The sequence below is a fragment of the Amycolatopsis thermophila genome, assembly GCF_030814215.1.
In the GTDB taxonomy this organism is placed as follows: Bacteria; Actinomycetota; Actinomycetes; order Mycobacteriales; family Pseudonocardiaceae; genus Amycolatopsis_E; species Amycolatopsis_E thermophila.
The window spans coordinates 1-23,961 of record NZ_JAUSUT010000001.1 but is presented as its reverse complement, the minus strand read 5'-3'; the positions used below and the strand labels follow the sequence as shown (position 1 = coordinate 23,961).

At 73.2% G+C, this 23,961-nt stretch carries 28 protein-coding genes; 9 read left to right on the top strand and 19 right to left on the bottom strand.

What is annotated here, in order from left to right:
• Positions 1-30 precede the first annotated feature (30 nt).
• Entirely contained in the window at positions 31-402 is a 372-nt protein-coding gene (locus FB470_RS00140) for an ArsR/SmtB family transcription factor (protein ID WP_306987695.1), read from the top strand.
• On the opposite strand, the gene FB470_RS00135 is transcribed toward FB470_RS00140, so the two are convergent.
• The 16 genes from FB470_RS00135 to FB470_RS00060 all read right to left on the bottom strand — a co-directional run bounded on the left by FB470_RS00135 (position 397) and on the right by FB470_RS00060 (position 13,708).
• On the bottom strand, positions 397-1,638 hold the full coding sequence (locus tag FB470_RS00135; protein ID WP_306987694.1) for a benzoate/H(+) symporter BenE family transporter: 1,242 nt from the start codon (positions 1,636-1,638) through the stop codon (positions 397-399). The genes FB470_RS00140 and FB470_RS00135 overlap by 6 nt on opposite strands.
• A 63-nt stretch (positions 1,639-1,701) precedes the next feature.
• Positions 1,702-1,887, bottom strand: coding sequence for a CsbD family protein (locus FB470_RS00130; RefSeq protein WP_306987693.1), 186 nt, complete (start codon positions 1,885-1,887; stop codon positions 1,702-1,704).
• Positions 1,888-1,979: 92 nt separating this feature from the next.
• Positions 1,980-2,909, bottom strand: coding sequence for a non-homologous end-joining DNA ligase (gene ligD, locus FB470_RS00125; protein ID WP_306987692.1), 930 nt, complete (start codon positions 2,907-2,909; stop codon positions 1,980-1,982).
• Between the two features lie 9 nt (positions 2,910-2,918).
• On the bottom strand, positions 2,919-3,335 hold the full coding sequence (locus FB470_RS00120; protein ID WP_306987690.1) for a GNAT family N-acetyltransferase: 417 nt from the start codon (positions 3,333-3,335) through the stop codon (positions 2,919-2,921).
• A gap of 62 nt (positions 3,336-3,397) precedes the next feature.
• Positions 3,398-4,774 (bottom strand): MFS transporter, encoded by a 1,377-nt coding sequence (locus FB470_RS00115; protein WP_306987688.1) that lies wholly within the window; start codon positions 4,772-4,774, stop codon positions 3,398-3,400.
• The gene (locus FB470_RS00110) at positions 4,771-5,364 is read right to left on the bottom strand and encodes a dienelactone hydrolase family protein (RefSeq protein WP_306987686.1); all 594 of its coding nucleotides are present in this window, start codon (positions 5,362-5,364) and stop codon (positions 4,771-4,773) included. The genes FB470_RS00115 and FB470_RS00110 overlap by 4 nt, the downstream gene beginning before the upstream one ends.
• A gap of 34 nt (positions 5,365-5,398) precedes the next feature.
• Entirely contained in the window at positions 5,399-7,021 is a 1,623-nt protein-coding gene (locus tag FB470_RS00105; protein ID WP_306987684.1) for a thiamine pyrophosphate-binding protein, read from the bottom strand.
• A 61-nt stretch (positions 7,022-7,082) separates the two neighbouring features.
• Positions 7,083-7,862: an SDR family oxidoreductase gene (locus FB470_RS00100; protein ID WP_306987682.1), complete on the bottom strand. Its 780-nt coding sequence runs from the start codon at positions 7,860-7,862 to the stop codon at positions 7,083-7,085.
• 9 nt (positions 7,863-7,871) lie between these two features.
• The gene (locus tag FB470_RS00095) at positions 7,872-8,606 is read right to left on the bottom strand and encodes an SDR family oxidoreductase (protein ID WP_306987681.1); all 735 of its coding nucleotides are present in this window, start codon (positions 8,604-8,606) and stop codon (positions 7,872-7,874) included.
• Positions 8,597-9,310 carry an alpha/beta fold hydrolase gene (locus FB470_RS00090; protein ID WP_306987680.1) on the bottom strand — a complete coding sequence of 238 codons (714 nt, stop codon included), beginning with the start codon at positions 9,308-9,310 and terminating at the stop codon, positions 8,597-8,599. The genes FB470_RS00095 and FB470_RS00090 overlap by 10 nt, the downstream gene beginning before the upstream one ends.
• Positions 9,307-10,083, bottom strand: coding sequence for an aspartate dehydrogenase domain-containing protein (locus FB470_RS00085; protein ID WP_306987679.1), 777 nt, complete (start codon positions 10,081-10,083; stop codon positions 9,307-9,309). The genes FB470_RS00090 and FB470_RS00085 overlap by 4 nt, the downstream gene beginning before the upstream one ends.
• Positions 10,080-11,003 carry a VOC family protein gene (locus FB470_RS00080; RefSeq protein ID WP_306987678.1) on the bottom strand — a complete coding sequence of 308 codons (924 nt, stop codon included), beginning with the start codon at positions 11,001-11,003 and terminating at the stop codon, positions 10,080-10,082. The genes FB470_RS00085 and FB470_RS00080 overlap by 4 nt, the downstream gene beginning before the upstream one ends.
• 21 nt (positions 11,004-11,024) lie before the next feature.
• Positions 11,025-12,068: an aromatic ring-hydroxylating oxygenase subunit alpha gene (locus tag FB470_RS00075; protein WP_306987676.1), complete on the bottom strand. Its 1,044-nt coding sequence runs from the start codon at positions 12,066-12,068 to the stop codon at positions 11,025-11,027.
• A complete protein-coding gene (locus tag FB470_RS00070; RefSeq protein WP_306987675.1) occupies positions 12,065-12,256 on the bottom strand; it encodes a recombinase-like helix-turn-helix domain-containing protein in 192 nt (63 codons plus the stop codon). The genes FB470_RS00075 and FB470_RS00070 overlap by 4 nt, the downstream gene beginning before the upstream one ends.
• Positions 12,257-12,259: 3 nt before the next feature.
• Positions 12,260-13,195, bottom strand: a complete 936-nt coding sequence (locus tag FB470_RS00065; protein WP_306987674.1) for a PDR/VanB family oxidoreductase — start codon at positions 13,193-13,195, stop codon at positions 12,260-12,262.
• Positions 13,196-13,198: 3 nt separating this feature from the next.
• Positions 13,199-13,708, bottom strand: a complete 510-nt coding sequence (locus FB470_RS00060) for a cupin domain-containing protein (RefSeq protein ID WP_306987673.1) — start codon at positions 13,706-13,708, stop codon at positions 13,199-13,201.
• Positions 13,709-13,887: 179 nt separating this feature from the next.
• Here FB470_RS00060 and FB470_RS00055 point away from each other — a divergent pair, with 179 nt between their 5' ends.
• Positions 13,888-15,336 (top strand): aldehyde dehydrogenase family protein, encoded by a 1,449-nt coding sequence (locus tag FB470_RS00055; RefSeq protein ID WP_306987672.1) that lies wholly within the window; start codon positions 13,888-13,890, stop codon positions 15,334-15,336.
• A 39-nt stretch (positions 15,337-15,375) separates the two neighbouring features.
• On the opposite strand, the gene FB470_RS00050 is transcribed toward FB470_RS00055, so the two are convergent.
• Both FB470_RS00050 and FB470_RS00045 read right to left on the bottom strand, forming a co-directional pair.
• Positions 15,376-15,615: a hypothetical protein gene (locus FB470_RS00050; RefSeq protein WP_306987671.1), complete on the bottom strand. Its 240-nt coding sequence runs from the start codon at positions 15,613-15,615 to the stop codon at positions 15,376-15,378.
• 57 nt (positions 15,616-15,672) lie between these two features.
• Positions 15,673-16,209 (bottom strand): MarR family winged helix-turn-helix transcriptional regulator, encoded by a 537-nt coding sequence (locus FB470_RS00045; RefSeq protein WP_306987670.1) that lies wholly within the window; start codon positions 16,207-16,209, stop codon positions 15,673-15,675.
• A 125-nt stretch (positions 16,210-16,334) separates the two neighbouring features.
• Here FB470_RS00045 and FB470_RS00040 point away from each other — a divergent pair, with 125 nt between their 5' ends.
• From FB470_RS00040 to FB470_RS00020, 5 genes are all read left to right on the top strand, one after another.
• On the top strand, positions 16,335-17,225 hold the full coding sequence (locus tag FB470_RS00040; RefSeq protein ID WP_306987669.1) for an NAD(P)H-binding protein: 891 nt from the start codon (positions 16,335-16,337) through the stop codon (positions 17,223-17,225).
• Entirely contained in the window at positions 17,222-17,809 is a 588-nt protein-coding gene (locus FB470_RS00035; RefSeq protein WP_306987668.1) for a CPBP family intramembrane glutamic endopeptidase, read from the top strand. Before FB470_RS00040 ends, FB470_RS00035 begins: the two co-directional genes overlap by 4 nt.
• Positions 17,810-17,818: 9 nt before the next feature.
• Positions 17,819-19,387, top strand: a complete 1,569-nt coding sequence (locus FB470_RS00030; RefSeq protein ID WP_306987667.1) for a serine/threonine-protein kinase — start codon at positions 17,819-17,821, stop codon at positions 19,385-19,387.
• Positions 19,388-19,510: 123 nt separating this feature from the next.
• Positions 19,511-20,200, top strand: a complete 690-nt coding sequence (locus FB470_RS00025) for a DsbA family oxidoreductase (protein WP_306987665.1) — start codon at positions 19,511-19,513, stop codon at positions 20,198-20,200.
• A complete protein-coding gene (locus tag FB470_RS00020) occupies positions 20,197-20,325 on the top strand; it encodes a hypothetical protein (RefSeq protein ID WP_306987664.1) in 129 nt (42 codons plus the stop codon). Before FB470_RS00025 ends, FB470_RS00020 begins: the two co-directional genes overlap by 4 nt.
• A 10-nt stretch (positions 20,326-20,335) precedes the next feature.
• On the opposite strand, the gene FB470_RS00015 is transcribed toward FB470_RS00020, so the two are convergent.
• Complete coding sequence (locus FB470_RS00015; protein WP_306987662.1) at positions 20,336-21,394, bottom strand: LacI family DNA-binding transcriptional regulator; 1,059 nt, start codon at positions 21,392-21,394, stop codon at positions 20,336-20,338.
• Positions 21,395-21,517: 123 nt separating this feature from the next.
• Here FB470_RS00015 and FB470_RS00010 point away from each other — a divergent pair, with 123 nt between their 5' ends.
• Positions 21,518-23,563, top strand: coding sequence for a hydantoinase/oxoprolinase family protein (locus FB470_RS00010; protein WP_306987661.1), 2,046 nt, complete (start codon positions 21,518-21,520; stop codon positions 23,561-23,563).
• A partial coding sequence (locus FB470_RS00005) for a hydantoinase B/oxoprolinase family protein (protein ID WP_306987659.1) occupies positions 23,560-23,961 on the top strand: 402 nt, incomplete at its 3' end. The genes FB470_RS00010 and FB470_RS00005, both read left to right, overlap by 4 nt.

Here is a 23,961-nt window from a genome sequence, read left to right as displayed (position 1 = left end):
ATGAAGGTACGCAGGTAGTAGGGTACGTGGATGCACAGTTCGCTGCCGGAGTTCGACATGCCCAACGACGAGCAGGTGCACCTGGCCGCCGAGTCGTTCCGCCTGCTGGCCGACCCGACCCGGATCAGGGTGCTGTGGGCGCTGCTGCAGGGCGAATCGTCGGTGGCGTGCCTGGCCGAACTCGCCGGGGCGACCCCGACGGCGGTGTCGCAGCACCTCGCGAAACTGCGGCTGGCCGGCCTGGTCAAGGGCCGCCGCGAGGGAACCTTCGTCTACTACTCCGCGGCCGACGACCACGTGCGCCGGCTGCTGGCCCAGGCCCTGTACCACGCCGACCACGTCGACCGGGACCTCCCGGCCGGGTCCGGCCACCCCGAGCCGCACCGCCCGCGCGCGTCATGAGCGGAAGTCGGCGCGCTCCAGCAGGAACGAGACCGCGAGCCCGGCGACCAGCCCCCAGAACGCGGAGCTGATCCCGAGCGGCTGCACGCCCGACACGGTCACCAGGAACGCCACCAGCGCGCCGAGTGTGAAGCTCGTCCGGAACGCCGTCACGAAGGCGCCTTGCAGGGCCCGCAGCATCGCCAGCCCGCCGAGCACCGCGACGAACGCCGGTGGTGTGGCGAGCATCAGGCGCACGAACGCCGGTGCGAACAGGCCGGTGACGATCGCGCCGAGACCGCACACGATGCCCGCGGTGTACTGGCGGTGGCGTTCACCGGACGCCACCAGCAGCGCGTTCGTCGGCCCGGTCAGGCACGTCGACACCGCACCCACCGCCGCGGCGGGCAGCGACCACAGTCCGCATAGGACCGTGGCGACGTTGGTGGGCGGCTCGTGTCCCGCCTGCTTGAGCACGGCGACGCCCTGCCCGTTCTGCACGACGAGCACCGTGACCGCGAGCGGCACCACCAGTTCCAGCAGCGCCGGCCAGGAGAACCGGGGCGCCTGCAGCAGCGGTTCGGCCAGCCAGCCGGTGCCGCTGGGTGAGAACCGGCCGGAGGCCGCCACCGCGATCACGCCGGCCAGGAGTGCCCCGAGGATCGGCGGCATCCGCTTCCCGGCCGCGGGAACCGCCAACAGCAGCACGAACACCACGACCATCGGAACCGCGACCGCCGGGTCCACCCCGATCGAGGTCACCAGGTCCAGCCCGAACTTGAGGAACACGCCCGCGACCATCGCCATCACGATCGGCATCGGCAGCGCGGCCATCACCGCGCGGACCCAGCCGGTCAGGCCGATCAGCAGGATCAGCAGCGCGGTGACCACGAACGCGCCGAGCACCTCGGCCCACGCGAGGTGGGTCAGCGACCCGCCGACGACGACCGTGCCGGGGATCGTCCAGAAGAACGCCAGCGGCCGCCGGTACAGCCACGACGCGAGCACGGTCAGGATCCCGTTGAGGAAGAAGACCCCGAAGATCCACGACGCCAGCTGCGCGGGGGACAGTCCGCCCCGCACGCCCACGGCGAGGATGACCGCGATCGGCCCGGTCGCGGAGAACACCAGGCCGATCACGCCGTTGGTCAGGGTGGTGCCGGTGAGGTCGGCACGCAGCCGCCGCGGCCCGGCGACCGGGAGTTCCGGCCGCTCGAACCGCGGCGTGCGCGTCTTCTCGTCGAGAGTGGATGGCATGTACGCATGCTGAACTTGAGGTCGCAATGCGTACACCGGGTTGTGGCAGGTGCCACAGGCGGATCAGCGGTCGAACACGTCCTTCGCCGCGTCCTTGACCTTCTCGCCGGCCTGCTTGACGTCGGCCTTGCCCTGGTCGCCCTTGCCTTCGCTCTCCCACTGCTCGTTGTCGGTGGCCTTGCCCAGGGTCTCCTTGGCCTTGCCCTTCAGCTCTTCGGCCTTGTTCTCGGCCTTGTCCGAGTCGCTCATGTCCGCTCCTTCCTGGAGGCATGGGTGTACCCCGTCCGAGTGATCGTTATCCCGCCACACGCAACCCCGCCGGCGAGCCCCGGGAGCCGGGGTTACTCCAGGCCGTCGCGGTCGGCCCACTCGAGCAGGGTTTCCAGGGGGTACGCGGTGTCGTCGATGCCGGCGTGCAGGTCGCCGAGCTGGGCGAACCGGGCGGGGACCGTCGCGATCGTGCAGTCGCCCGGTTCGACGTCGTCGATCTCGTCCCACGTGACCGGCGTGGACACGGTCGCCCCGGGAACGCCCCGGACCGAGTAGGCGCTGGCGATCGTGTGGTCGCGCGCGTTCTGGTTGTAGTCGACGAACACCAGCGCCGGGTCGCGGTCCTTGCGCCACCAGGTCGTCGTCGCGTCGTCGGGAGCCCGGCGCTCCACCTCGCGCGCGAACGCCAGCGCCGCCCGGCGCACCTCGGTGAACCCCCACCGCGGCTCGACGCGCACGTAGATGTGCAGTCCGCTGCCGCCCGAGGTCTTGGGCCACCCGGTCGCGCCGAGCTCGTCGAGGACCTCGTGCGCGACGTGGGCCACCCGCCGCACCGTCGCGAAGTCCGCCGCCGGGCCGGGATCGAGGTCGATGCGCCACTCGTCGGGTTTCTCGGTGTCCGCGCGCCGCGAGTTCCACGGGTGGAACTCCACCGTGCTCATCTGCACCGCCCAGATCACGTGCGCCAGCTCGGTCACGCACAGCTCGTCGGCGTGGCGGTGGTAGCGCGGGAAGTGCACGCGCACGGTCTCCAGCCACGGCGGCGCCCCCGCGGGGACCCGTTTCTGGTGCACCTTGTCGCCACTGACGCCGGACGGGAAGCGGTGCAGCATGCACGGCCGTTCCCGCAGCGCGCGCACGATCCCGTCGCCGACGGACAGGTAGTACCGCGCGAGGTCGAGCTTCGTCTCGCCCCGCGCCGGGAAGTAGACCCGGTCCGGGTGCGAGATCCGCACCGTGCGGTCCCCGACCTCCAGCTCCACCGCCGAGTCCTTGGCCATGGGCCGAACCTAGCGTGAAACACCGGCGCGCACGCGTTTTCGCAGCTGACCGGGCGGGTTCTCGGTGAAGCCGTGCCGCCGCAGCCAGCCCGCCGCGTCACCCGGCTCGGTCGTCCGCACGCTGTTGTAGACGTAGTTCAGGCCCTCCCGCGCGGCCTCCCGCTCCAGGTGCTCCAGCACGAACGCCCCGACGCCCCGCCCGCGCCGTTCCGGCCGGACCACGACGAGGATCTCCGCGTCGCCCCACGCGCTGTCCAGCCGGCCCCAGCCGACGACCTCGTCGCCGTCGCGGGCGGCCCACCACTCGTCGGCGAGCAGCTGGCCGTCCCGTGGTTCGAGCCCGAACACCTCCGGGCGGTCCCCGAACGCGGCGCGCTTGGCCGCGTCCCACCGCGGGGACTCCTCCTTGACCCAGGTGAGCGCCATCGCCCGCCTCCTCGGTGCCGGGTTCCATGATGGGCACCGAGGAGGCGCCACGTCCACCCTCGTCAGGGCGCGATCTCCTCCAGCGTGCGGCCGCGCGTCTCCTCCGCGAAGACCGCCGCGACGATCGTGCCCACCAGTGTGATCCCGCTGATCAGCAGGAACACCGAACCCAGCGCGGTGCCGCCGGCGTAGACCGCGCCGACCAGGATCGGCCCGAGGATCAGGCCCAGCCGGTTCATCACGCCACCCAGGCTGCAGCCCAGCGCGCGGCTGCGCGTCGGGTACAGCTCCGGCGTGTACAGGTACAGGCTGATGTTGACGGCGAAGTTGAACACCGCCGCCAGCGACGACCACACCAGCATCTGCACCGGCGACCCGGCGCCGAGCGCGCCCAGCGCCACCAGCATCGCGGTGGTCGCACCGAGCCCGGCGGCCAGCACCACGCGGCGGCCCACGCGGTCGATCACCAGCGCGGCGAGCACGCAGCCGACGAGCCCGGCGCCCGAGGTCGCGGTGCTGTACCAGAGCGCCTGGCCCAGCGGCAGGTGGAACACACCGCGGTAGATCGTCGGCAGCCAGGACGTGATGCCGTAGTTGGCGAGGTAGCCGACGAACCAGATCGTCCACACCGTCAGCGTGCGGCGGCGGTAGCGGCCGGCGAACAGGTCGCGCAGGGCGTTGCCCTTCTCGGGCGGGGTCACCGGGGCGGCGGGAGCGGGTGCGGGCAGCGGTTCGCCCGTCGAGCGCTGGATGCGCATTTCCATCACGGCCATCGCCGCGGCGGCCTTGCCGAACTTGCCGCGCGAGGCGAGCCAGCGCGGCGACTCCGGCACCGCGCGCACGATCACGAACGCCATCAGGCCGGGGACCGCGGCCAGCAGGTACAGCGAACGCCAGCCCCACAGCGGGATCAGCCACGCGGCGACCAGCGCGCTCACCGCGAGCCCGGCCGGGAACACCACCTCGTAGAGCAGCACGAACCGGCCGCGCTTGTGGGCGCGGGTGATCTCGCTGATGTAGGCCGCGGCGGTCGGGACCTCGCCGCCGATCGCCAGGCCCTGCACGAACCGCAGGACGAGGAACGGCGTGAGCGAGTCGAACGCCGCCATGCCGACGCTGCACAACGCGCTGATGCCGACGCAGAGCGCGATGACGCGGACGCGTCCGACGCGGTCGGCGGCCCAGCCGGACACCAGGGCGCCCAGCAGCATGCCGACCGAGCCGATCGTGAGCGCGGCCGTGCTCGTCGCCGCCGAGAGGTTCCATTCGCGGGACAGCACCGGCAGCGTGTAGGCGATCAGCAGCTGGTCGAACGCCTCGAAGAACGTCACGACGCCGATCAGCAGCCGGACGGTGATCTGCCAGCGCGACATCGGCAGCCGCTCCAGGCGGGCCGCTATGTCACCCTGCGTCGTTGCGGGGGTCGCGTCGATGCTCATTCGGTCTCCTCGTCGGGCAATAGTGTGCGGGCTGAATCGAGGAATCGCACTGCTTCGTCCCACGTGCCGGCTTCGTCACGCAGGGACAGCCAGGACGCGCCCAGGCCGCCGGTGAGCACCGGCAGCGCGGGGAGCGCGGGCCAGGGACCCTCGCGCGGTTCGACGCCGAACGCGGGCAGGCCGTGTTCCGCGGCGGCCCATGCGGCGAGGTGCGCACCCTGACCGAGACCGGCGACGGCGGTCGCGCGGGGCGACAGCCCGAGGCGGCGGTCGAGGTGGCCGAGGGCGCCGGCGACGTCGGCGGCGAGGTCGCCGGGTTCGAGGGCGGCGAAGTTGCCGTCGGGGAAGATCCGGCCGCCGGTGTCGTAGTAGAGCAGCGGGGCCACGGCGAGGTAGCCGCAGCCGGCGAGCGCGCGGCAGCCGGCCTCGGCCGCCTCGGTGAGCCCGCGCTCGTCGTGCAGGAGGATCACCGCACGACGGGCGCGTGCGGCGGGAACGCGCACGAGCAGCGGCGCGGCGGTCTTCAGAATCCGCCGTCGCCGGTTCGCGGGAGCGTGGCCGTGGTGGTGGCCGGTCGTCGGGTGGGTCATGGGTGCTCCTGGGCGTCGTCGGCCGGGAGGGGTGTCACGCGGCGGGCACCGGAACGGGAGGCACGAACGGGCGCGGCGCGGGGTCGAGCGCGGTTACGTCCACTTCGATCATCGACGGGCCGTGCTCGGCGACGGCCTTGCCCAGCGCCTCCGCGAACAGCGACGGCCTGCTCACCAGCTGGTAGGGCAGGTCCAGCGACTGCGCGAGCCGCGAGAAGTCCGGGGTGTACAGGTCGACCCCGGCACGCGACCCGCCGTGGTGGTCCTGCATGTTCCGCAGCACGCCGTACCCGCCGTCGTTGAACACCACCAGCACCAGCCACGGCTTCTCCTGCGCGAGCGTGCCCAGCTCGCCCAGGTGCACGGCCAGCCCGCCGTCGCCGGCCATGACCAGCGTCGGCGCGTCCGGGGTCGCGATCGCGGCGCCGATGCCGGTCGCCAGTCCCTGACCGATCCCGCCGCCGACCGGGAACAGGTTGGTGCGCGGATCGTGGATGTCCAGCAGCCGGTTGCCCCACTGGCTGGACGGGATCGTCACGTCCCGCGCGATCACCGACTCCCGCGGCAGACCCGCGCGCAGCGCGTCGCAGATCTCGCGGTACGGGCCGATCGCTTCCCGCAGGTGCGACCGGACCGCCCGCCGCGTGGTGATCGCCCGCGACCGCCACGCCACCTCGCCCGTCGCCGCGGGCAGCTGCCGCAGCACGGTCGCCGCGTCCCCGGCGATGCCCACCGTCACGGGGTGAACGCGCCCCAGGGCCGCGGGGTCGACGTCGATCTGGATGTGCGCCGACGGCAGCTCCAGGTGGTAGTGCCGGGTCTCGTTCGACCGGAAGTGCGTGCCGATCGAGATCAGCAGGTCCGCGTCGGCGAGCAGGTCCGCCGCCGCCGGGCTCGTGGCGAAGTTGCCGACCACCAGGTCGTGGTCCTCCGGCAGCGTGCCCCGCCCGGAGTTGCTGGTGAACACGGGCGCGGGCAGCCGCTCGGCCAGCGCGCGCACCTCGTCGCGAGCGTCCACCGCGCCACCGCCCGCCCAGATCACCGGGCGTCGCGCCGAGGCGATCAGCTCGGCCGCCCGGGCGACCGCCGCGTCGTCCGGCGCCGGCACGGGCGCGGCACGCTCCGGTCCCCGGGTGCCGAACGAGTGCCGCGCGTACTGCAGATCGATCGGCCACTCCACACTGGACGGTCCACACGGGAGCGAAACCGCGCGCCGGATCGCGTCCCGGAGCACGTCCTCCGCGTCCGCCACCGAGGTGATCGACGCGGCGTGCTTGGACACCGCGGTGAGCATGCCCAGCTGGTCGCGGGTCTCGTGGATCACCCCGCGTCCTCGGCCGAGGTAGGGCGAGTCGATCTGCCCGGTCACGTGCAGCACGCGGCTGCCCGCCGTCAGGGCTTCCACGAGCGAACCCGCCGCGTTGCCCGCCCCGGTGCCGGTGCTGGTGATCGCCACGCCCAGCCCGCCCCGGGCCCGCGCGTAGCCGTCGGCCGCGTTGACCGCCGCGGCCTCGTGCCGCACCGGCACGAACCGCAGCCGCCCCGCGATCGCCTCCACCAGCGGCAGGTTGTGGACGCTGACGATGCCGAACGCGGTGTCCACACCGTTGTCGACCAGGATCTGGGCGAGCAGGTCCCCGCCGTTACCGTGTTTCACACTCTTTCCTTCCGCCTGGGCAGCTCGCGCCGCTGGGCAAGCCGTACTCATCTGAATTTCCCTAGACGTACCGGGCGACGCCGCCACCGACGTCGAGGGCGGAGCCGGTGATGTAGGAAGCTCGCGGCGACAGCAGCGCCACGATCGGGAAGGCGACCTCGTCGGCGGTGCCCAGCCGGCCGAGCGGGATGCCGCGGTCGTCGGCCAGCTCGCGGGTCCACTCCTCCCACGCCAGGGACGTGCCGCTCTGCTCGTACCGGCGCCGCCACTGCCCGGTGTCCACCAGCCCGAGGCACACCGAGTTGACCCGGACCTCCGGCGCCAGCTCCGCGGCCAGCGTCTTGGACAGGTTCAGCAACGCCGCCCGCGCCGCGGAGGTCGCGGCGAGCTTCGGTTCGGGCTGGCGGGACAGGATCGCGTTGACGTTGACCACCGCCGCACCGGGCCGCAGCCACGGCTGGGCGGCGCGCACGACGTGCAGCACCGAGAACACCTTGAGGTGCAGTTCGTCGCGCCACTGCTCGTCGCTGGTCTCGGCCAGCCGCGCCATCAGCGAGCGGCCGGCGTTGTTGACCACGCCGTCCAGCCCGCCGAACGCTTCGCCGGCGCCGGTCACGAACCGGCGCACGTCGTCGGCGTCGAGGACGTCGCACGCGGCGGTGTGCAACCGTGCGCTCGCTGCGCGGGGCAGGCCGGCCAGCGCCGTGTCCAGGCGCACGACGTCGCGGGCACACGCGGCGACGTGCGCGCCCTCCGCGAGCAGCATCGCCGCGGTGGCCAGTCCGACGCCGGAGCTGGCACCGGTCACGACGACCGCCCGCCCGGAAAGTCCGAGGTCCATCACAAGCTCCTAGTGGCAGACGAATCCGCCGTCGACGACCAACGTTTGCCCGGTGATGTAGGCGGCCGCGTCGGAGAGCAGGAACTCCACCGCGCCGACCACGTCGTCCGGCTGCTGGGGGCGGGACAGCGCCCGGTTGTCCGCGTAGAGCCGGTGCCGTTCGCGGGGCACGCGCTGGGTGGCCTCGACCTCGGTCAGCCCCGGCGCGACGGCGTTCACCGTCACCCCGTCCGGGCCGGCGTCGCGGGCCATCGCACGCGTCATCGCGATCACCGCGCCCTTCGACGACACGTAGTGCACCAGGCGCGGTGGTCCGAACAGCGCGACGTCGGAGGCGATGTTCACGATCCGCCCGCCGGTGGCCGCCAGCTGCGGGTACAGCGCGCGGGCGACCAGCCACGGGCCGCGGGCGTTGACCGTCATGAGCCGGTCCCACGCGTCGACCTCCAGGTCGGCGAAGTGCTTGCCCCCCACCCCGTCGGCCATCGCCGCGTTGTTGACCAGGCCGTGCAGCGGCCCGATCTCGGCGACCCGCTCGGCCAGCCGCGCCACCGAATCGGGCTCGGCGACGTCGGTGTCGACGCGGTGCACGGTCCGCCCGCGCTCCGCGAGCTCGGCGACCCCGCGGGCCGCCCGCCGCGGATCGCGCTCGGCCACGACCACCTGCGCGCCGGCGGCCCCCAGTGCGTCGGCGATCGCCCAGCCGAGCCCGCGCCCGGCGCCGGTCACCACGATCAGCCGCATCGGGAAGCCTCCACTTCGGACAGGAACTCCAGCAGGACTTCGTTGAACTCGTCCGGGCACTCCTGGTTCGCCGCGTGCCCGCCGCCGATCACCCGCAGGCGGGCTCCGGGGATTTCCCGTGCCAGCAACCGGCCTTCCTCGACTCCGGTCACCTGGTCGGCGGAGCCGACCACGACCAGCGTGGGCACCGAGATCTGGCCGAGCACCGGACCGTGGTCGGTGGTCGCCATCGACTCCGCCGCCGCCCGGTACCCGTTCAGGCGTACCCGCGCCATCGTCGCCTCGACCTTCGCGCGGGTGGCCGGGTCCGCGCTGAGACGCGGCGCCCGCCGTCGGGCGAACTCTGCGGGGCCCACCTCGGCCAGCTCGTCCACCCGAGCCCGCATCCGCGCCGCGGCCTCGGGACTCGTCCCGGAACCGCGCGTCGAATCGGCCAGCGTCAGCGACAGCACGGGGTGGTCCAGCGCGAGCCGGGTCGCGATGACCCCGCCCCACGACACGCCCACCACGTGCGCGGGCTCGCCGAAGACGCGCGCCGCTTGCCCGGCGTACCAGCCGATGTCCGCCCGCTCGGGATCCGGCGACTCGCCGTAGCCGGGCGCGTCCCACGCGACCACCCGGTGCCGCTCGGACAGGACGTTCACCTGCGACTCGAACGAGGCACTCGACCCCCCGATGCCGTGGAGCAACAGCACGGGGCTCACCGGAACACCACCCTCGGCTCGGCCAGCGCGGCGAGCGCGCTGAGCACGGCGTGCGGCACGACTTCGCTGCTCGTCGGCGTCACCGGCGAGGGCCGGTTGCGGATCTCGAACCGGTACGACCCGGCCGGTCCCTCGGCGGTGATGACGTGGGAGGTCACGGTGGCGGCGGGATCGGCGATCACCGCGGCCTCCACGACGTCCCAGCTTCCCGCGGCCAGCGCGACCGACGCCGCCACGTTCGCCGACTTCGGGAACGCGGCGGTCACCTCCCGCGCCGCGCCGCGCAGGAGCTCGACCGGCACCTCGGTCGTCCGCAGCCGCTCCGCCTCGGCCGCCGTCATCCACGGCTGCACCAGGTTCGCGGCCAGCTTGGTCGTCTCGATCGTCACCCGCGCCAGCGGCGCCATCCGGGCCGCCGCGCGCAGCAGGTCGAGCCCGCCGATCGCGCCGGTGGACAGGTGCAGCTCACCTGGGCCGGCAGACAGCAACGTCTCCAGCAGGGCGTCGTCGGCGAGCGCTCCGACGGACACGACCAGGAGGTCGAGCCCCGCGGCCAGCACCCGCGGCCCCAGCTCCGCGAGCGCCCGCTGCCCGGCCGCCTCGACCACCAGGTCCGAAGTGGACAGCAGCTCGTCCGGCCGCACCACGGGGAGGTCCGCCGGGCCGGCCGGATCCACGACACCGGACAGCGTGGCACCCGGCACGCCCCCGTCGCGCAGCGCGCGGGCGACCACGCCGCCGATCGAGCCCGCGCCGATCACCCCGGCCCTCATCCCCGCCACCACGCGGAGTAGCCCGGGTCGGGCACGCCGGCCATGTGGGCGCGCACGTCCTTCGACGGCGGTCCCGCGGTGCCCCACAGGTCGGACAGCTCCGGGGTGCGCCGCCAGACCCGGCACAGCCACGCGTCCTCGACGACCTGCTCGACCTCGGAGGTGTACTCGCACACCAGCCCGGCCGGGTCGGCGAAGTAGCCGAAGGTGTTGCTGCCCGGCCCGTGCCGCCCCGGACCCCACAGCGGCGTGATGCCGTGGTGCCGCAGTCGTCCGATGCCGCGCATGAAGTGGTCGATCGAGGCCATCTCGTAGGCGACGTGGTTGACCGACGTGAACGGCGCCTGGTTGAACGCGATCACGTGGTGGTCGGCGTTGCAGCGCAGGAACGCCATCTGGTGCTCGGACCAGTCGGAGATCCGCATGCCGAGCACGCGGGTGTAGAACTGGCAGGCCGCGTCGATGTCGACGGTGTTGAGCACCACGTGCGCCAGCTTCCGCGGCACCGCGGGGTGGCCGTCGGGATCGTCCGGGGTCACGGCCCACACGTCCGCGGACAACTCGACCAGCCGGCCCTCGGGGTCGGCGAACCGCAGACCGTACCCGCCGCCGACCTGGTCGAGCTTGCCGGGCTCGGTCACCAGCGGGATGCCCTGCGCGACCAGGCGGCTCGCGGCCTCGTCGATCTCCCGCGGCGTGGCCACGGCGAACGCGACCTTGCCGAGCGCGTTCCGCTCGGCCTGCTGCAGCTGCAGCACGTGGTGCTCGCTGCTCGTGCCGCGCAGCCACACCGCGCCGGTGTCCTGCTCGACCTGCCGCAGTCCCCACACCTCGCGGTAGAACTCGCCCGCGTCGGCGCACGCGGTGGAGCGCAGGGTGACCGACCGCAGCGCCCGCAACCGGACGACGGGTTCGGACATGGTGTCCTCCAAGGGAAGTTGTCAGGCGACCGGGACCGGCGCTGCGGTCGCGGGCTCGGTGAGGCGGGCCGCCTGTTTCGCGGCTTCCGCCTTCAGCAGGCGGCGCATCCGGACCAGGGCGATGTCGTGCTGGTAGAGGTTCTCCCGGTCCCACGCGTCGGCGGGCATCGCCTCGGCCATCTCGCGGTCCTGCTCCAGCACGGCGTAGTGCCGCGCCTCCAGCCGGTTGCGGTAGAGGAAGCGCCAGCTGTCCCGCTCCCAGCCGGAAACCTCGCGGCAGCGCCAGAAGAACCCGGCGTGCCGGTTCTCCGAGATCGCGCACAGCCCGGCGACGATGGTGAACGGCCCGCCCGGCCCGGCCGTGTCCGGGTACGGGATCTCGAGGGTGACCCAGTCGGCGCCCCCGTGGGTGAACTCGACCCAGTCGAAGTTGACGCCGCGCTGGTCGGTCTTCTCGAACACGAATCCGGTGTCGGTGACACGGATCTGGAACACCGCCTCGCGCTTGCCGGCGAACATCGTGTGGCTGTTGCGGTGCAGGAAGGCGCCGTGCATCGGGTCGAGCAGGTTGTCCAGCGAGTACAGGTACGGCGCATTCCACTCGACGTAGCACAGGAACCGCGACCACGCCCCGCCCGCGATCGGCGCCGGGACCTCCAGCGTGGCCGGTGGGGCCGACTCGTCGACACCGAACCACGCGAAGACGGCGCCCGCGTGCTCCTGAGCCGGGAACGTCCGCAGCACGCGGCGGCCCTCCAGCGCGCAGCCCGGGCTGCCCGGTACGGACACCACGGTGCCCTCCGCGTCGACCTGCACGCCATGGTAGTTGCAGGCGATCCGGTCGCCCATGTGCACGCCCTGCGACAGCCGGGCGCCGCGGTGCGGGCAGCGGTCCTCCTGGACGTGCACGGTGCCCGCGGCGTCGCGCCACAGCAGCAGCTGCTCGCCCGCGCGGTCGATCCGGACCAGCTCGCCGGTGCGCACGTGCTCCGACGGGCACAGCGGGTACCAGCGGTCCCGCAGCCCGAACCGCAGCAGGCCCTCCGTGGTGTGCAAGGGGTTCACGAGTGGTTCTCCGTTCCGCTCAGGCGGGCCAGTTCGGCGGTGAACGACGGCTCGGTCCAGTCCTCGCCGCCGGCGGGGCGCACCCCGGAGGCGTTGAGGGCGGCCACGACCCCGGGCAGGTCGTGCACGCCGCGGCCGTAGATCGCCTCGAGTTCGTCGCCGAACGCGTTCTCGTAGCTGGAAGGCATGGCTCAGTCCTCCACGTCCAGGACGAGCTCGGCCGACCGGCTGCGCGACACGCAGATGAGCATCGAGCCGCCGGCCGCCTTCTCGTCATCGCTCAGCAGGAAGTCGCGGTGCTCCGGTTCCCCGGACAGCACCTTGGTCTCGCAGGTGCCGCACACGCCTTCACGGCAGGAGTTCGGCACGGCCACCCCGGCGCCGGCGAGCGCGTCCAGGATGGACACCCCGGCCGGCACCGGGATCCGCCGCCCGGAACCGCCGCACACCACGTCGAAGCCCTCGTCGGCGGCGGCCGGCGCGGCGGTGGGGGCGCGGAACCGCTCCACGCGCAGCATCGCGGTGTCCGGGAGTGCGGCCTCGACCGCGGCGATCAGCGGTTCCGGGCCGCAGCAGTAGACGAGCGTGCCCGGCTCGAGGCCGGCCAGCTCGGACGCGAGGTCCGGCGGGCCGCCGCGCTCGTCGTCGGCGTGCACGCGCACCCGGTCCGGGGGCAGGTCGCCGAGGAAGGCCATGCCCGACCGAGAACGTCCACAGTAGAGCATCGACCAGGCGGAGTCGCGCTGCTGCAGGGCGTTCGCCATCGCCAGCAACGGTGTGATTCCGATGCCACCGGCGATGAGCAGGTGCCGCGGCGCGTCCTCCAGCGCGAAGTTGTTGCGCGGCCCGTCGACCTCGATCACCGTGCCGGGGGTGAGGCGTTCGTGCACCCAGGCGCTGCCACCGCGCGACGACGGTTCCCGCAGGACGGCCACGGTCCAGCTGTGCCCGTCCGCCGGGTCGCCGCACAGCGAGTACTCCCGGACCAGCCCGTTGGGCAGGTGCAGCGACAGGTGCGCGCCCGGCTCCCAGGCCGGCAGGGCCGCCCCGGCGGGGTCGCGCAGCTCGACGCCCACGACCCCGTCGGCCAGCCAGGTGCTCTGGTGAACTCGTACCGTCCGGGTCATGGCTCAGCCGCGGGTCACGCCGTGCATCGGCGAGGTCGGCGGGTAGGTCGGCAACTGCGGCTTCTGCGCGCCGATGATCACGGCGAACAGGGCGTCACCCTCGCCGATGTTGCGCAGGCTGCGCGGCACCCCGGCGGGCACGCGGATCAGGTCGCGGTAGCCCAGCACGCGGCTGGCGGTCTTGGTGCCGTCCTCGACGTCGTGGACGGTCACCTCGAGGGTGCCCTCCAGGACGAAGAAGACCTCTTCCACGTCGTGGTGCGTGTGCTCCGGGCCGATCGCGCCGGCCGGCAGGCGCATGTTGGAGAAGGTGAAGTGCTCCGAGGGCAGGATGCGGTTGTCGGTGTCGTGGTTGCCGGTGGCGCCGGAGCCGATGTAGCGGACCTGCGCCCGGCGGAACTGCTCGCCCGCCTTGGCCTGGAAGCCGAGGGTGTCCCAGTCCTCGTAGCGCGACTCGCGGGTCGCGATGCAGGAGTCGATCAGTTCCTCGAGGCCGGCTTGCGTGGTCGTCACGGGATCTCCTTGATGTCTTAGCTCTAAGGGAACTTGGGAAGTGTTTGTAGCACCGCCTCCCGGGTGACGACAACCCTTAGCGCTAAGTTTTCTGGCGCCCCGGATTCGTGCCGTTCACGTCTTCTAATTAGCTTAGGGCTAAGCTATTCTGCCGGTCCTGGACACGTGGAGGTGGCTCGATGACAGTGCCCGCGGACGAAATCCTGGTGGCCGGGCGGTGGCGGCGGGGCGGTGGCGCCCCGCTGGAGTGCGTTGACCCGGCGACCGGGGAACCGCTCGCGGTCGTGCACGCGGCGTCGGCGCGTGACGTCGACGATGCGGCGCAGGCGGCCGCGGTGCCCGAGTGGGCGGCGCTGCTGCCGCACGAACGGGCACGGGTGCTCATGCGGGTCGGGGACCTGATCGAGCGGGACGCGGACGAGCTGGCGTTGCTGCAGACGCGCAACACCGGCAAGGCCCTGCGGGAGACGCGGGCGCTGGTGGCCAGTGCCGCGGCGACGTTCCGGTTCTACGCGGCGGCGCTGGAGACCATGGAGACCGCGCTGACCCCGCAGCGCGGGCCGTACCTGACGATGTCGGTGTACGAGCCGATCGGGGTCGTCGGCGCGATCACGCCGTGGAACTCGCCGATCGCCAGTGACGCCCAGAAGATCGCGCCCGCGCTGGCGGCCGGGAACGGGGTACTGCTCAAGCCCGCCGAAGCGACGCCATTGGTGTCACTCGCGCTGGCGCGGCTGGTGCTGGAGGCGGGGGTGCCTGCCCCGCTGTTGTCCGTGCTACCCGGGTCGGGTTCGGTGGTGGGGGATGCGCTGGTACGGCACCCGCTGGTCGGCAAGGTCGCGTTCACCGGGGGAACGTCGACCGGGCGGGCCATCGGGCGCATCGCGGCGGAGAAGATCATGCCGGTGACGATGGAACTGGGTGGGAAGTCACCGACGATCGTGTGCCCGGACGCCTCGGCGGAGCAGGCGGTGGCCGGGATCCTGTACGGGATCTTTTCCTCGACCGGGCAGAGCTGCATCGCGGGCTCGCGGATCTTCCTGCCGGCCGCCCGGTACGACGAGTTCCGGGACCTGCTGGTGGCGGGGGCTTCGCGGCTGCGGCTGGGGCCGGGCGTGGCGGGGGACACGCAGGTGGCGCCGCTGGTGACGTTCGCGCACCGGGACCGGGTGGCGGCGCTGGTGGACCGGGCCCGGGAGGAGGGGGCGCGGGTGTTGTGCGGGGGAGCGGTGCCCTCGTCGGCCGGCGCCTACTACCCGCCGACGCTGCTGGAGGGCTTGCCGAACACGTCGAAGACCTGCCAGGAGGAGATCTTCGGGCCAGTGGGGGTGCTGTTGCCCTACGTGGATGAGGACGACCTGGTCCGGCAGGCCAACGACAGCGTCTACGGGCTCGCCTGCGGGATCTGGACGGCCGACTACCGGCGGGCGTGGCGGATCGCGCGGCGGGTCGAGGCCGGGACGGTGTGGATCAACACCTACAAGCAGTTCAGCATCTCGACGCCGTTTTCCGGGATGAAGGAGAGCGGGCTCGGGGTGGACAAGGGCCGGGACGGGATCCTCGGGTACATGCGGCAGAAGAGCGTGTACTGGGGGTTGGACGAGGGGCCGTTGCCCTGGGCCGGCTGACCTGTGGCGCCGGTGGCGCGTCGTCCCCCACTGCCCGGGTCAGCCGGCGGCCGGCCGGGGTGCCGCCGGCGGGATCGGCGGCTCCGGACGGTGCTGGAGCAGCAGCGGGTTCCCGGCCGGTTCGAGATGGTCGTCCTGGCGCGCGTACCGCTGCGCGAAGGCGACCCCCGTGAAGTCCTCCTCGCCGTCGACGAACCGCGTCGCGACCCGCCCGCCGTCGTCGGCCGCCGAGAGCGCGAACGGCGCGAAACCGGTGTCGATCTCGCCCGCCGCCAGCATCGCGTGGTCGATCGTGCCGAACAGGACCGCCGCCTCGTCGGACCGCCGATCGGTTCCCTACGACTCGGCGCGATCGGCGAGCTCGGCCAGCCGGATCGAGTGCTCGAGCCTGCTCAGCAGCTGCGCCAGCTGCGTGCGCTCGGTCTTCGTCAGACCCGCGAGCATCCGGTTCTCGTTCGCGAAATGCACCTCGGCGACCTTGTCCGTCAGCGCCAGGCCGTCCTCGGTCAGTCCGATGTAGACGATACGGCGGTCGTCGGCGTCGCGGTCGCGGTAGACCAGCCCCGCGGCCGCCAGCTTGTCGACCCGCTGCGTGATCCCGCCCGTGGTCAGCAGGTTCGCGTCCGCCAGCTCACCCGCCGTCCGCCGGTACGGCGCGCCCACCCGCCGCAACGCGGCCAGGATCCCGAACGCGGAGATGTTGATGCCGTACCGGCCGAAGACCCGGTTCAGCTGCACCGTGTACCCGTCGAACGCCCGGTGCAGACGGCCGAAGATCGCCAGCGGCGAGGCGTCGATCTCCGGCGTCTCGCGGCGCCACTCGGCGAGCATCAGGTCGACCGCGTCCGGCTGCGGCTTGTCGCGCTTGGCCATCCCACCCCCTCGAAAATCTCTGCGGTAAGAATATCACCGCTAAGATAGCTCCACGATGCACACCGGCCCCGCGTCGACTACCGTCATCCCATGCCTCGATCGTGCATCGATTCAGAGGAGCCGTCATGCGGGTGCTGGTAGCGGGGGCATCGGGGTTCGTCGGGCGGCGCCTGTGCCCGGCGCTCACCGGCGCCGGGCACGACGTCGCCGCGATGACGCGCCATCCGGACGACTACGCCGGGGCGGGCGAACCCGTCCACGGCGACGTGCACGACGCCGGGTCCCTCGACCAGGCCCTCGCCGGCGCCGACGCGGCGTACTACCTCGTGCACTCCCTGGGCGAGCCGGACTTCGAGCGCCGCGACGCCGACGCCGCGCGCTCGTTCGGCCGGGCCGCCGCCCGCGCCGGGCTGACCCGGATCGTCTACCTCGGCGGGCTGGGCGACGACGCCGACGACCTCTCGCCCCACCTGCGCAGCCGACGCCAGGTCGAAGGCCTGCTCGGGGAGGCGGGCGTGCCGGTCACCGCGCTGCGCGCCGGGATCGTCATCGGCCACGGCGGGATCTCGTGGGAGATCACCCGGCAGCTCGTGGAGCACCTGCCGGCGATGGTCACCCCGCGCTGGGTGCACACGCGGACGCAGCCGATCGCGCTGGCCGACGTCGTCCGCTACCTGGTCGCCCTGCTGGACGTGCCGCCGGGACGGGTGTTCGAAGCCGGTGGTGGGGACGTCCTCGCCTACGGCGACATGCTGCGCCGCGTCGCCGGCATCGAGGGCAGGCACCGGCTGATCGTGCCGGTCCCGCTGCTGTCACCGCGGTTGTCGGCGCTGTGGCTGTCGCTGGTGACCGACGTCGACGCCGCCACCGGCCGCTCGCTCGTCGGCTCGATGATCAACGAGGTCGTGGTGCGCGACCACAGCCTGCGCGAAGTCGTGCCGTTCGAGCCGATGGGGTTCGACGCCGCGGTGGTCGCCGCGCTGCGCGAGCGGGCGGCCGAACGGGTTCCGCGGTGACACCGGCGCTGGGGCTGACGGCCGCGTCCGGCGCCGGGATGCTGGGCTGGTCGCTGTCGCGCGAGCCGGGATCGCCGTCGTTCTTCGCGGCGACCGGGGCCACCGCGGCCATCTGGTTCGCCGGTGGTCTCGCCCGGTGCAGACCGTCCGCGCACGGCCCGGTCCTGGCCCCGCTGGCGTCAGGTGCCGGGGCGTTCGCGCTGTTCCGGACGGGCGTGGAGGTCGCGCGCCGCGTCCCGCCGCTGCGCCGGGCCTTACGCAAAGTCGTTCGGTATGCCACGGCGGGTAACCGCGGCGCGGTGCTGCTGACCACACTGGCGAACGGCGCGGCCGAGGAGGTCTTCTTCCGCGGCGCCGTCCACGAGGCCGTCGGTCCCGTCCGGTCGACCGCGCTCTACGTCCTCGTCACCGGCGCCACCCGCAACCCCGCGCTGGTGGCGGCATCGGCGGTGATGGGCGCGTTGTTCGCGTGGCAACGCGAAGCCAGCGGGGGCGTCCGGGCGCCGCTGCTGACGCACCTGGTGTGGTCGGCGCTGATGGTGTGGCGCCTGCCCGCTCTCGTACCGGAGCCGTCGGATCCGTAACCTGTCCGGGTGACGACTACGGACGGGCTGACCGTGGACGGCGCCGGCGGGCTCCTCGCCGGGAGGTACCGGCTGCGCAGCCGGCTGGGCGCCGGGGCGATGGGTGTCGTCTGGCTCGCGCTCGACGAACGGCTCGAACGGCCGGTCGCGGTCAAGCAGCTGTGGCCCGGGCCCGCGCACAGCGACGAGGCGCGGGAACGCATCATGCGCGAGGGGCGGATCGCGGCCCGGCTCCGGCACCCGCACGCGGTGACGGTGCACGACGTCGCCGAGCACAACGGCCTGCCCGTGCTGGTGATGGAGTACTTGCCCTCGCGCAGCCTCGCTGCGGTCGTCGCCGAGCAGGGGCCGCTCGAGCCCGCGGCCGTCGCCCGGATCGGGGCGCAGGCCGCGTCGGCACTGGCCGCCGCGCACGCCGCGGGCATCGTGCACCGCGACGTCAAACCCGGGAACCTGCTCGTCGGCGAGGACGGCACTGTCAAGATCGCCGACTTCGGCATCTCCCGCGCGACCGGCGACGTCGCCCTCACCCAGGCCGGCGTGGTCGCCGGGACGCCCGCCTACCTGGCGCCCGAGATCGCCAGGGGAGGGGAACCGGCGCCCGACTCCGACGTGTTCTCCCTCGGCGCGACCCTCTACGCGGCGGTCGAGGGCGTGCCGCCGTTCGGCGAGGACGACAACTCGATCGCGCTGCTGCACCGGGTGGCGGCGGGTGAGGTGGCACCGCCGGAGCTGGCCGGTCCGCTCGCCCCGGTCCTGATGGCGATGCTGCGGTCCGATCCCGCACAGCGGCCCGGCACCGTGCAGGTCACCACCGCTCTCCAGGCGGTGGCCGACGGGCAGCCGGTGCCGCCGCGCGCGCTCAACCCCGCGCGTGCGCGCACGCAGCCGGTCGTCACGCCGTCCTCCCCGACGGTGCCGGTCACCCCGGTCGGGGCCGGCGCGCCGGCCGGGACACGCCTGGACAACCGACCGGTGGCGGAGGCGCCCCGGACGTGGCGGCGGTTCCTGCTGCCGGTGGCGGCCGTGGCGGTCGCGCTGATCGCGGTCGTGGTGCTGTTCACGCAGCTCACGCCCGACGAACCGGCGCCGGCTCAGCCGCCCGCGCCCGCCGCGGCGCTGGACGCGGCGTCACTGACCCGGACGGTGAGCGAGTACTACGCCCTGCTGCCGGACCGGCCGGACAACGCCTGGACCCACCTCGGCCCCCGGATGCAGGCGCAGGGCCAGGACGCCTACCGCGCGTACTGGTCCGGCATCACCGCACTCACGGTGACCGCGGCGCCCGAAGTGGTCGCGGACAACACGGTGACCGTGACCATCGCCTACACCCTCGCCGACGGCCGGGTCGTGACCGAACCGCACCGGCTCGGGCTCATCCACGCCGCCCCGGCGCCGCTCATCGACAGCGACACCGTCCTGTCCAGCACCACGAGCACTCCGCCGCCCCCGCCGCCGTCCCCCACCCCCTCCCCGACCGTCGCCGACCAGAAGCCGGGCGGCGACGACAAGGGCGGCCAGGACGGCAAGGACGACCACCCGGGCCGGGGGCACGGCCACGGCCGCGACCGGGGCTAGACGAGCATCGCCGACCGCCCCGGCACAACCCCGCCACCTGCTCCCTGACCGCGCACGACCACTCCTCCAGCCCGCCGGCGAGGCGGGACGGGTACGCCGGCCGCGGATGGGTATGTCGCCGGTATGAGCGTTCCGGCGCGTGAGGGCACCATCGTCGTCTACACCGACGTCGCGTGCGCCTGGTCGACCGTCGCGATCGTGCGGTTGCTGCGGGCGCGTGACGAACTCGGCCTCGACGTGCGGCTGGACCACCGGTTGTTCCTGCTGGAGGACGTGAACCGCGTCCCGATCCCGAAGCGGTTCCTGGACTCGGAGATCCCGGTGGCGGGAGCGCTGGAACCGGACTTCGGCTGGACCACGTGGCAGGGCGACCCGTCGGACTGGCCGGTCACCACCCTGCCGGCCAACGAGGCGGTGCACGCGGCGAAGCGGCAGTCCATGCGGGCCGCGGAGGAGCTCGACCTCGCGTTGCGCAGGGCGCTGTTCCGGGACAGCCGGTGCGTCTCGCTGCACCACGAGATCCTCGACATCGCTCGTGGATGCGCCCACGTCGACGCCGGCGCGCTCGCCGCGTCGCTCGACGACGGCCGCGCCCGCGGCGAGATGATGCGCGACTACCGCGCGAACCGGGAGTTGGTGCAGGGCAGTCCGCACCTGTTCCTGCCGGACGGCCACGACGTGCACAACCCCGGGATCGAGCTGCACTGGGTGGGGGAGCAGGGCGCCGGTTTCCCGGTGGTCGACCGCGACGAGCCCGGCGTGTTCGCCGACCTGGTGAAGCGCGCCGCGAAGGACGGAGGTGCGTTCCGATGACCGATCCGCGACCCGAGGACCTCGACGAGGCCAAGCCGGCCACCGAGCAGGACGAGGGCCTCGGCGAGGAGGACGAGTCCCTGCCGGAGGACCGCACGCCCTCCGGGCCGGGGGAGGAGGCCTGACCAGCCCGGCCTAGGGCACCGTCGAGCCGCGGGCGACCAGCTTCGCGCGCAGCTGGATGTGCTGCGGCCGCCGGGGCCCCTCCGTCGCGGCGATGCGGTCGAGCAGCTGCCGTCCCGCGCGGGCGCCGAGCTCGTAGGTGGGCTGCTCGACGATCGTCAGCCCGGGCCGCACCAGCGTGGTCCACGGCTCGTCGTCGAAGCCGATCAGCGACACCTCCGCCGGCATGCGCAGCCCGCGGTCCTGCACCGCGCGGTAGGCGCCGGAGGCCAGCACGTTGTCGGTGCACAGCACGGCCGTCGGCGGGTGGGCGAGCCCGAGCAGGCGCGTCATCGCGTCGTAGGCGGACTCGCGGTCGTACCGCGCGGACGCCACCAGCGTCTCGTCCACGTCCAGCCCCGCCGACCGCAGCGCGCTCACGTACCCGCGCAGCCGCACGGCACTGGGGAACAGCCCGCGCCGCCGGGTGCCCGACCGCACCCGCGCCAGCTGGTCGCCGGCCTCGGTGATGACCCCGATCCGCCGGTGCCCCAGTTCGACCAGGTGCGCGACCGCCTCGGCCGCCGCGTGGTCGTTGTCCACCGTGATGCTGTCCGCGTCCGGCACACCGCTGACCTGCCGGTCGATCAGCACGACCGGCACCCCGGCGTCCATCGCGTGCCGCAGGTGCGCCCCCTCGCCCGGCCGCGCGGCCGCGACGATCATGCCGTCCACCCGCTTCTCCGACATCACGGTGACCGCCCGCTGCTCGCTCGCCAGCTGCCCGCCCGTGTTGGCCAGCAGCACCTCGAACCCGGCCGGCGAGGTCACGTCGGTGATGCCGCGCAACGCGGTCGCGAAGAACGGGTTCGCCACGTCGGTGACCACCACGCCGATCGTGTGCGTGCTGCCGGTCACCATGCTGCGCGCCAGGCTGTTCGGCCGGTACCCCAGCTCGGCCGCCGCGGCCAGCACGCGCTCCCGCGTCCGTTCGCTGACCTGCCCGTACCCGCCGAGCGCGCGCCCCGCGGTCGCCGTCGACACCCCGGCGGCCCGTGCGACGTCGATCAGCGAGGCATCGTGCGTCGTCACCTGCGCGCCTCCCCAGCAACCGAACCGTTCACGGCGAATGTCTTGACTGAACCTACCACCGGCTGAGAAGGTTCTCATCCAACAGGTACTGAGAAGGTTCTCACTCCAGCGAGGCTGCCACACATGACACTTCGGATCGGCGTCGACACCGGTGGCACGTTCACCGACGTCTGCGCCCTCGACGAGCAGACCGGGCGCCTGTACGTGCGCAAGGTGTCCAGCACGCCGGACGACCCCGGCCGGGCGATCGTGGCGGGGGTGTCCCAGCTGCTCGACGAGATCGGCGGACGCGACCTCGGCGAGGTGGGTTACTTCGCCCACGGCACCACGGTCGGCACCAACGCACTGCTCACCGAGCGCGGCGCGCGCACCGGCCTGCTCACCACCGCCGGCTTCCGCGACCTGCTGGAACTGGGCCGGGGCCGCCGCCCGTCGCTCTACGACCTGCAGGCCGACAAGCCCGCCCCGCTGGTCTCCCGCGACCTGCGGCTGGAGGTGGACGAGCGGGTCCGCCACGACGGCCGGGTCGAGCGCCCACTCGACGAGGACCAGGTCCGTTCGCTGGCCCGGCGGCTGCGCGAGCAGAACGTGGAAGCCGTCGCCGTGTGCTTCCTCTACAGCTTCGTCGATCCCGGGCACGAGCGGGCGGCCGAGCGGATCCTCGCCGAGGAACTGCCGGGCGTGCACATCTCGGTGTCCTCGGCCGTGCTGCCCGAGTTCCGCGAGTACGAGCGACTGTCCACAGTGGTCGTCAACGCCTACCTCGGCCCGGTGGTGGCCCGCTACCTGGCGCGGTTGCGGAGCCGCCTGAGCGAGCTGGGCCTGCGCGCGACGCCGCACGTCACCCAGTCCAACGGCGGCATCATCCCGTTCGAAACCGCCGAGCGGATGCCCTCGCGCATGGTCCTGTCCGGCCCGAGCACCGGTGTCGTGGGCGCGGCCGAGATCGCCCGCGCCGCCGGGTTCCCGGACATCATCACCTTCGACGTCGGCGGCACGTCCTCGGACGTCTCGCTCGTGCAGGACGGCGTCCCGAAGGCGGCCAACGGCACCGAGATCGACGGCAGGCCGGTGCGCGCGCCGATGCTGGACATCCACACCGTGGGCGCCGGCGGTGGTTCGATCGCGTGGATCGACGCGGGCGGCGCCCTCAAGGTGGGTCCCGGCAGCGCGGGCGCCGATCCCGGCCCGGCCTGCTACGGCCGCGGCACCGAACCCACCGTCACCGACGCCAACGTCGTGCTGCGGGTGCTCAACCCGGAGTACCTGCTGGACGGCCGGATGAAGATCGACGCCGCCGCCGCGCGCACCGCGGTGTCCGCAGTGGCCGATCCACTGGGGATGGACGTCCTGGACGCCGCGCAGGGGATCATCCGGGTCATCACCGCCAACATGGCCCGCGCCATCCGGGTCATCTCCGTGCAGCGCGGCTACGACCCGCGCGACTACGTCCTGGTGCCCTTCGGCGGCGCCGGACCGCTGCACGCCGTGCGCCTGGCCCGCGAGCTGGGCATGCGCACGGTGCTCGTCCCGGAGACGCCCGGCGCGCAGTGCGCCGCCGGCCTGCTGATGACCGACATCCGCGCCGACTTCCTGCGCACCCGCATCACGGCGCCCGACGAGACCGCGGTGGCCGCGGTGTTCGCCGAGCTCGAGGCGTCGGCGACGGCGTGGCTGGCCGAGGAGAACGTGCCCGCCGAGCACCGCCGCACCGAACGGTTCGCCGAGATGCGTTACGCCGGCCAGAACCACGAGCTGCCGGTCCCCGTGCCCGAGGGCGTGATCACCGCCGACACCGTCAGCCAGCTGACCAAGCGGTTCGCCGCCGAGCACGAGCGGATGTACGGGTATTCCGCCACCGAGGACGAGGTGCAGGTGGTCACCTTCCGCCTGCGGGCCGTCGGTGAGGTCGCCCGCGCCGAGCTGCACCGCGCGGAACGCGGCGACGCCGACGCCGGCGGCGCGATCCGCGCCACCCGCGAGGTCTACCTGCCGGAAAGCGGCGGGTTCACCACAACCCCGGTGTACGACCGCAAGCTGCTGCGGCCCGGCCACCGCATCGAGGGACCGGCGGTGGTCGAGCAGATGGACACCACCACGCTGCTGCTCCCCGGCGACGTCGCGGTCGTCGACGAGCTGCGCAACCTCGTCGTGACGGTGGGCCGATGACGCCCACGGAAGGGAAGACCATGCAGGACCCCGTGCTCGTCGAGGTGATCGGCTCCGCGCTGTCGTCCATCGTGGAGGAGATGGGCGAGACGCTGGTGCGCGCGGCCTACTCCACCAACATCAAGGAACGCCGCGACTGCACCGCGTCGGTGTTCGACGCGCGCGGCCGGATGCTCGCGCAGGACGAGGGCGGGTCACCGCTGCACCTGGGCTCGCTGATGGGCGTCGTCGACGAGATCACCCGCCGCTACCCCGCGGGCACGATCGACGACGGCGACACCTTCATCGGCAACGACCCGTTCACCGGCGGCGGCTCGCACCTGCCCGACATCGTGCTGGTGTCGCCGGTGTTCCTCGACGGTGAGATCACCGCGTGGGTGGCGAACCTGGCCCACCAC

Excerpts from the sequence above, each read along its gene's own strand:
- FB470_RS00025 (WP_306987665.1), top strand. The coding sequence starts at position 19,511 with ATGAGCGTTCCGGCGCGTGAGGGCACCATCGTCGTCTACACCGACGTC.
- FB470_RS00110 (WP_306987686.1), bottom strand. The coding sequence starts at position 5,364 with ATGACCCACCCGACGACCGGCCACCACCACGGCCACGCTCCCGCGAAC.
- FB470_RS00040 (WP_306987669.1), top strand. The coding sequence starts at position 16,335 with ATGCGGGTGCTGGTAGCGGGGGCATCGGGGTTCGTCGGGCGGCGCCTG.
- FB470_RS00140 (WP_306987695.1), top strand. The coding sequence starts at position 31 with ATGCACAGTTCGCTGCCGGAGTTCGACATGCCCAACGACGAGCAGGTG.
- FB470_RS00050 (WP_306987671.1), bottom strand. The coding sequence starts at position 15,615 with ATGCTGGCGGCGGGCGAGATCGACACCGGTTTCGCGCCGTTCGCGCTC.
- FB470_RS00045 (WP_306987670.1), bottom strand. The coding sequence starts at position 16,209 with ATGGCCAAGCGCGACAAGCCGCAGCCGGACGCGGTCGACCTGATGCTC.
- FB470_RS00010 (WP_306987661.1), top strand. The coding sequence starts at position 21,518 with ATGACACTTCGGATCGGCGTCGACACCGGTGGCACGTTCACCGACGTC.
- FB470_RS00100 (WP_306987682.1), bottom strand. The coding sequence starts at position 7,862 with ATGGACCTCGGACTTTCCGGGCGGGCGGTCGTCGTGACCGGTGCCAGC.
- FB470_RS00070 (WP_306987675.1), bottom strand. The coding sequence starts at position 12,256 with ATGCCTTCCAGCTACGAGAACGCGTTCGGCGACGAACTCGAGGCGATC.
- FB470_RS00065 (WP_306987674.1), bottom strand. The coding sequence starts at position 13,195 with ATGACCCGGACGGTACGAGTTCACCAGAGCACCTGGCTGGCCGACGGG.
- FB470_RS00130 (WP_306987693.1), bottom strand. The coding sequence starts at position 1,887 with ATGAGCGACTCGGACAAGGCCGAGAACAAGGCCGAAGAGCTGAAGGGC.
- FB470_RS00120 (WP_306987690.1), bottom strand. The coding sequence starts at position 3,335 with ATGGCGCTCACCTGGGTCAAGGAGGAGTCCCCGCGGTGGGACGCGGCC.
- FB470_RS00095 (WP_306987681.1), bottom strand. The coding sequence starts at position 8,606 with ATGCGGCTGATCGTGGTGACCGGCGCCGGGCGCGGGCTCGGCTGGGCG.
- FB470_RS00080 (WP_306987678.1), bottom strand. The coding sequence starts at position 11,003 with ATGTCCGAACCCGTCGTCCGGTTGCGGGCGCTGCGGTCGGTCACCCTG.
- FB470_RS00115 (WP_306987688.1), bottom strand. The coding sequence starts at position 4,774 with ATGAGCATCGACGCGACCCCCGCAACGACGCAGGGTGACATAGCGGCC.
- FB470_RS00020 (WP_306987664.1), top strand. The coding sequence starts at position 20,197 with ATGACCGATCCGCGACCCGAGGACCTCGACGAGGCCAAGCCGGCCACC.
- FB470_RS00055 (WP_306987672.1), top strand. The coding sequence starts at position 13,888 with ATGACAGTGCCCGCGGACGAAATCCTGGTGGCCGGGCGGTGGCGGCGG.
- FB470_RS00085 (WP_306987679.1), bottom strand. The coding sequence starts at position 10,083 with ATGAGGGCCGGGGTGATCGGCGCGGGCTCGATCGGCGGCGTGGTCGCC.
- FB470_RS00135 (WP_306987694.1), bottom strand. The coding sequence starts at position 1,638 with ATGCCATCCACTCTCGACGAGAAGACGCGCACGCCGCGGTTCGAGCGG.
- ligD (WP_306987692.1), bottom strand. The coding sequence starts at position 2,909 with ATGGCCAAGGACTCGGCGGTGGAGCTGGAGGTCGGGGACCGCACGGTG.